The organism is Pelagibius sp., from assembly GCF_028289705.1.
Taxonomy (GTDB): Bacteria; Pseudomonadota; Alphaproteobacteria; order Kiloniellales; family Kiloniellaceae; genus Pelagibius.
Window position 1 is genome coordinate 1 of the sequence record NZ_JANQOI010000002.1, and the last position, 5,786, is coordinate 5,786.

Here is a 5,786-nt window from a genome sequence, read left to right on the forward strand (position 1 = left end):
GAGTTGATCAGGCCGATGTTCGGGCCTTCCGGCGTCTCGATGGGGCAGATGCGGGCATAGTGGGTGGGGTGCACGTCGCGTACCTCGAAGCCCGCCCGCTCGCGGGTCAGACCGCCCGGACCGAGGGCCGAGAGGCGCCGCTTGTGGGTGATCTCCGACAGCGGGTTGGTCTGGTCCATAAACTGGGAGAGCTGCGAGGAGCCGAAGAACTCCCGCACCGCCGCCGCCGCCGGCTTGGCGTTGATGAGGTCGTGGGGCATCACCGAGTCGATCTCGACGGAGGACATGCGCTCCTTGATCGCGCGCTCCATGCGCAGCAGGCCGAGACGGTACTGGTTTTCCATCAGCTCGCCCACCGAGCGCACCCGGCGGTTGCCCAGGTGGTCGATGTCGTCGATCTCGCCGTGGCCGTCCTTCAGACCCACCAGGACCTTGAGGATCGACAGCATGTCTTCCTTGCGCAGGGTGCGGACCTGATCGTCGGTCTGAAAGCCCATGCGGGCGTTCATCTTGACGCGGCCGACCGCGGAGAGGTCGTAGCGCTCGCCGTCGAAGAACAGTCCGTTGAACATCGCCTCGGCGGTTTCCAGCGTCGGCGGCTCGCCCGGGCGCATCACCCGGTAGATGTCGATCAGCGCCTCTTCGCGGTTGGTGTTCTTGTCCGCCGCCAGGGTGTTGCGGATGTACGCGCCAACGTTGATGTGGTCGATGGCGAGGATGGAGAGTTCCTTCATGCCCGACTCGACCAGGGTCTCGAGCAGCGACTCGCTCAGCTCGTCACCCGCCTCGCAGATCACCTCACCGGTCTTCTTATTGATGAAGTCGCCGGAGATGTAGCTGCCGACAAGCTGCTCGTTGGTGACGAAGACGTCCTTCAGGCCGCCCTCGGCCAGCTTCTTGGCGAGGCGCGGGGTGATCTTCTGGCCGGCCTCGGCGACCGCCTTGCCGCTGTCGGCATCGATCAGATCGGTGGCAAGCTTGGCGCCGCGCATGCGCTCGGCATCGAAGGGCGTGCGCCAGCCCTTGCCGGAGCGCTTGTAGACCACGTGGTCGTAGAAGTAGTCGAGGATATCCTCCGGGGTCATGCCCTGAGCCTCGTGCGGCTCCAGCCCGCCGCCGTCCTTGGCCCGGTCAACGCGTAGCTTCTCCGTGGCCGCGGAATCCAGCGCCAGCAGCAGCGTGGTGGCCGGCAGCTTGCGGCGCCGGTCGATGCGCACATAGACCAGATCCTTGGCATCGAACTCGAAGTCCAGCCAGGAACCGCGGTAGGGAATGACGCGGGCGGCGAAGAGATACTTGCCCGAGGAATGGGTCTTGCCGCGGTCATGGTCGAAGAAGACGCCCGGGCTGCGGTGCATCTGGGAGACGATGACCCGCTCGGTGCCGTTGATGACGAAAGTGCCGTTGCGCGTCATCAGGGGCATGTCGCCCATGTAGACGTCCTGCTCCTTGATGTCGCGGATGGAGCGCGAGCCGGTGTCCTCGTCGACATCCCAGACCACCAGACGCAGCGTTACCTTCAACGGCGCGGCGAAGGTCATGCCCCGCTGCTGGCACTCCTCGACATCGTACTTCGGCTCTTCCAACTCATAGCGCACGAACTGCAGCTCGGCGCGCTCGGAAAAGTCGCGGATCGGAAACACCGAAGTGAAAACTTCCTGCAGGCCCGTATTGCTCCGCTCGGAGATCGGAGTACCCAACTGAAGAAACTGGTCGTAGGAGGTCTTCTGGACCTCGATCAGGTTGGGCATCTCCGCCACTTCGGCAATCTTGCCGAAGTTCTTGCGGATACGCTTACGTGCGGTCAGGGAATTCGCCATGTCTGTCATGTCCTCGTTCGCGTCGCTGAGCCGGACCTCCGGGCGCCGCCGCGGCGGCCCTCTTCTGTCCTTGGCTCCGGACCCTCAGCTCTGGCCCGGCAGCGGGGATGATTGAGCGGCCCGATCCCCAAAGCCATTGTCGTGCGGCGATGCCGAAACACCCGCTAAGGCGTCCGCACGCACGCGTCCCTCTATAGAGACGCAAAGAGCCGGCGCGGCGTGCGTCTGATCGACGCCCGCCGGCCGGTTACCAACCTTTTGCGCGCGGTCAAGCTACTTGAGCTCGACCGTCGCACCCACCTCTTCGAGCTTCTTCTTGAGCTCTTCGGCCTCGTCCTTGCCGACGGCTTCCTTGACCGGCTTCGGCGCGGACTCGACCAGATCCTTGGCCTCTTTCAGGCCCAGTCCGGTGATGGCCCGGACTTCCTTGATGACGTTGATCTTCTTGTCGCCAACGGCGGCCAGAACGACGTCGAACTCGTCCTTCTCAGCAGCCGCCTCGCCCTCGGCGGGCGCACCGGCAACAGCCGCCACAGCCACCGGGGCCGCGGCGGAGACGCCCCAGGTCTCTTCCAGCTTGGTCGCCAGCTCCGCCGCCTCGATGACGGTGAGCTTGGACAGCTCTTCGACCAGTTTATCCAAATCAGCCATTTCTTACTTTCTCCTAGGCTTGAACTCTCATCCTTGACGAGGCTTACGCGGCTTCACCCTGAGAGCCGTAGGCACTGAAAACACGGGCCAACTGTGCCGCCGGCGCCTGCGTGACACCGGCCAGCTTGGTGGCCGGGGCCTGCAGCACACCGATCAGCTTGCCGCGCAGCTCGTCGAGCGACGGCAGGCTGGCCAGCGCCTTGATCCCGTTGGGATCCAGCATGGTCGACCCCATGGCACCGCCGACGATGGTCAGCTTGTCGTTCGCCTTGGCGAACGCCACGCAGACCCGCGCAGCGGCCACCGGATCCTCCGAAACGGCAATCGCCGTCGGTCCGGTGAAGAGGTCTTTCAGCGCCTCGAATTGCGTACCCTCAAGAGCAAGACGCGTGAGCCGATTCTTCGTCACCTTGTAGCTGGCACCCGCCTCACGCATCTGTCGCCTGAGAGCCGAAGCCTCGGTCACCGTCATCCCCGATTGCTGGGTGACGACGACCAGGGTCGTCTCGTCAAACACGCGATGCAGACCGGCGACCAGCTCTTCTTTTTGAGATCGGTCCACGAGTCACTTCCGCTCTAGTTGGTCGGACCGCGGTATTGCGGCCCTTCCGGTTTCAACGAGGACCACCGGCATAGGCACCGGTGATCCGGCTCGCCTGTCCCGGAAGTTCAAGCCCCAGGACGCCGCGTAAGGACGGCCCGAAACCCTGTGCTCCCGTCTATGCAGGCCCGCGGGGGCTTAAACCGTCTCGGTTGGCCCCTTTCGGGGCGGCTCCGCAGACGGCACCTGCAGTCTCGGACAGGTGGGGCGGGCAGACTGGCTGCCGCCCCTTCCCGGCCCTGGCAATCGAGGCCCTGGCCGGAAATCCCTGATGGCAGACCGGGCCCCTAGGCCTGGATGCTGCCCAAATCCACGCGCAGCCCCGGCCCCATGGTGGAGGAGAGGGCGATACGCTTGATATAGGTTCCCTTGGCGCCGCTCGGCTTGGCGCGGGAGATCGCCTCGACGAAGGCCTTGACGTTCTCCACCAGCGCGGCATCGCCGAAGCTGACCTTGCCGACGCCGGCATGGACGATGCCGGCCTTCTCGGCACGGAATTCCACCTGGCCGCCCTTGACCGCCTGGATGGCGGCGGCCACGTCGGCGGTGACGGTCCCCAGCTTGGGGTTCGGCATCAGGCCGCGCGGACCCAGCACCTTACCCAGGCGCCCCACCACCGGCATCATGTCCGGGGTGGCGATGCAGCGGTCGAAATTCATCTCGCCGCCCTGGATCTTCTCCGCCAGGTCCTCGGCGCCGACGATATCGGCGCCCGCCTCGCGGGCCTCGTCGGCCTTGGCCGCCCGGGCGAAGACCGCCACCCGCACCGACTTGCCGGTGCCGTGGGGCAGCGCGACCACGCCGCGAACGTTCTGGTCCGCGTGGCGCGGGTCGACGCCCAGGTTCATGGAGATCTCGACGGTCTCGTCGAACTTCGCCGTGGCGCCGGCCTTGATCTTCTGGACCGCTTCATCGATGGCATAGATCGCCTTGCGATCGATTCCGTCGTAGGCCTGCTTCAGCCGTTTTCCCTGAAATGCCATGGCTCTACTCCGTCACCTCGATGCCCATGGAGCGGGCCGATCCCATGATGATCTTGGCCGCCGCGTCAATGTCGTTGGCGTTCAGATCCTGCATCTTCGCTTCCGCGATCTCGCGCACCTGCGCCATGCTCACCGTGCCCACCTTGTCGCGGTTCGGCACCGAGGAGCCCTTGGCAACCTTGGCCGCCTTGCGCAGGAAATGGCTGGCCGGCGGCGTCTTGGTCTCGAAAGAAAAGGAACGGTCCGAATAGGCGGTGATGATCACCGGGGTCGGGGTTCCCTGGTCCATGTTCTGGGTGGCCGCGTTGAACGCCTTGCAGAACTCCATGATGTTCAGGCCGCGCGCACCAAGAGCAGGCCCGACCGGCGGCGAAGGGTTCGCCTGACCTGCCGGGATCTCCAACTTGATGAAGCCCGCTACTTTCTTTGCCACTGTCTATCCCTTTCTCGCGTCTAGGGGTTTGCGGTACGGCGCGGCCTGTGGACTTTGTGCGGCAGCGCCTCCCGCAGATTCGGACAGTCCCGCCCGAATGGTTAACAAATCGTTACAGCTTCTCGACCTGTGAGTATTCCAACTCCACCGGCGTCGAGCGTCCGAAGATCGAGACCGCCACCTTGAGGCGGGCGCGCTCCTCGTCGACCTCCTCCACCATCCCGTTGAAGGAGGTGAAGGGACCGTCGGCGACACGCACCTGCTCGCCGATCTCAAAGATGATGGAGGGCTTGGGCCGCTCCACCCCTTCCTGGACCTGGCGCAGGATGCGCTCGGCCTCCTTGGAGGAGATCGGGGTCGGCCGGCGGTTGCCGAGGAATCCGGTCACCTTCGGCGTGTTCTTGACCAGGTGCCAGGACTCATCGGTCAGTTCCATGCGCAGCAGCACATAGCCGGGGAAGAACTTGCGCTCGGCGTTGACCTTTTGGCCGCGCCGCAGCTCCACCACCTCCTCGGTCGGCACCAGCACCTGCTCGAAGAGATCCTCCATGGCCTTCTGGCGGGCCTGTTCGTGGATAGCCTCGGCCACCTTCTTCTCGAAGCCGGAGTAGACGTGCAGGACATACCATTGCATTGCCATGGGCTCAGCCTCCCACACCAAGAAGCAGCTGCACGCCCTGGGAGAGAATCCAGTCGACTAGCATGAAGAACAGCGCCGCGAGGGCCACCATGATGAACACCATGATGGTGGTCACCGTGGTCTCCTTGCGCGTCGGAAAGGTCACTTTCTTGACCTCGCCGATGACCTCGCGGACGAACTGTGCCGGGTTGATCATTGCCATTGGCTTGAACTGCTTCCTACTACGCCTAAACCGCGCTGAAGAGCGCGGTCATGATGTCCGTTCGTTTCGACCTACCGTCCGGCCGGCCCAACCTCCGGGCCCGGGCTGGCAGGAGTGGAGGGACTCGAACCCACAACCCCCGGTTTTGGAGACCGGTGCTCTGCCAATTGAGCTACACTCCTTCGCACCACTTGGCCGGCCCGATCATCTGATCCGGGGATCTGACCCGATTTGTTGGACCGATCTCGCGGCCCGGCCTCCGGAGTGCCGCCGGCGGGCGCCCGCTTGGCGCAGCGCCCGCTAACGACCTTCAGGTATCCTTACGCTTACTTGCTGATGCCAGCGACGACGCCGGCACCGACGGTGCGCCCGCCTTCGCGGATGGCAAAGCGCAGGCCCTCGTCCATCGCAATCGGCGCGATCAGCTCAACCGTCATCGACACATTGTCGCCCGGC

At 64.7% G+C, this 5,786-nt stretch carries 6 protein-coding genes, 1 tRNA gene and 2 pseudogenes; all 9 read right to left on the minus strand.

Annotated elements, in window-relative coordinates; genetic code table 11:
• A pseudogene (locus Q0996_RS00040) lies at nucleotides 1-1,820 on the minus strand (DNA-directed RNA polymerase subunit beta); the annotation flags it as partial.
• 273 nt (nucleotides 1,821-2,093) lie between these two features.
• Complete coding sequence (rplL, locus tag Q0996_RS00045; protein WP_299614753.1) at nucleotides 2,094-2,471, minus strand: 50S ribosomal protein L7/L12; 378 nt, start codon at nucleotides 2,469-2,471, stop codon at nucleotides 2,094-2,096.
• A gap of 43 nt (nucleotides 2,472-2,514) precedes the next feature.
• On the minus strand, nucleotides 2,515-3,033 hold the full coding sequence (rplJ, locus tag Q0996_RS00050) for a 50S ribosomal protein L10 (protein ID WP_299614755.1): 519 nt from the start codon (nucleotides 3,031-3,033) through the stop codon (nucleotides 2,515-2,517).
• A 326-nt stretch (nucleotides 3,034-3,359) separates the two neighbouring features.
• Entirely contained in the window at nucleotides 3,360-4,055 is a 696-nt protein-coding gene (gene rplA, locus Q0996_RS00055) for a 50S ribosomal protein L1 (protein ID WP_299614756.1), read from the minus strand.
• A 4-nt stretch (nucleotides 4,056-4,059) separates the two neighbouring features.
• Nucleotides 4,060-4,488: a 50S ribosomal protein L11 gene (rplK, locus tag Q0996_RS00060; protein ID WP_299614758.1), complete on the minus strand. Its 429-nt coding sequence runs from the start codon at nucleotides 4,486-4,488 to the stop codon at nucleotides 4,060-4,062.
• 112 nt (nucleotides 4,489-4,600) lie between these two features.
• On the minus strand, nucleotides 4,601-5,128 hold the full coding sequence (gene nusG / locus Q0996_RS00065) for a transcription termination/antitermination protein NusG (protein ID WP_299614760.1): 528 nt from the start codon (nucleotides 5,126-5,128) through the stop codon (nucleotides 4,601-4,603).
• A gap of 4 nt (nucleotides 5,129-5,132) precedes the next feature.
• Nucleotides 5,133-5,330, minus strand: a complete 198-nt coding sequence (gene secE / locus Q0996_RS00070; RefSeq protein WP_299614762.1) for a preprotein translocase subunit SecE — start codon at nucleotides 5,328-5,330, stop codon at nucleotides 5,133-5,135.
• 106 nt (nucleotides 5,331-5,436) lie between these two features.
• Nucleotides 5,437-5,512: transfer RNA gene (locus Q0996_RS00075), tRNA-Trp, on the minus strand.
• Nucleotides 5,513-5,656: 144 nt separating this feature from the next.
• A pseudogene (tuf, locus tag Q0996_RS00080) lies at nucleotides 5,657-5,786 on the minus strand (elongation factor Tu); the annotation flags it as partial.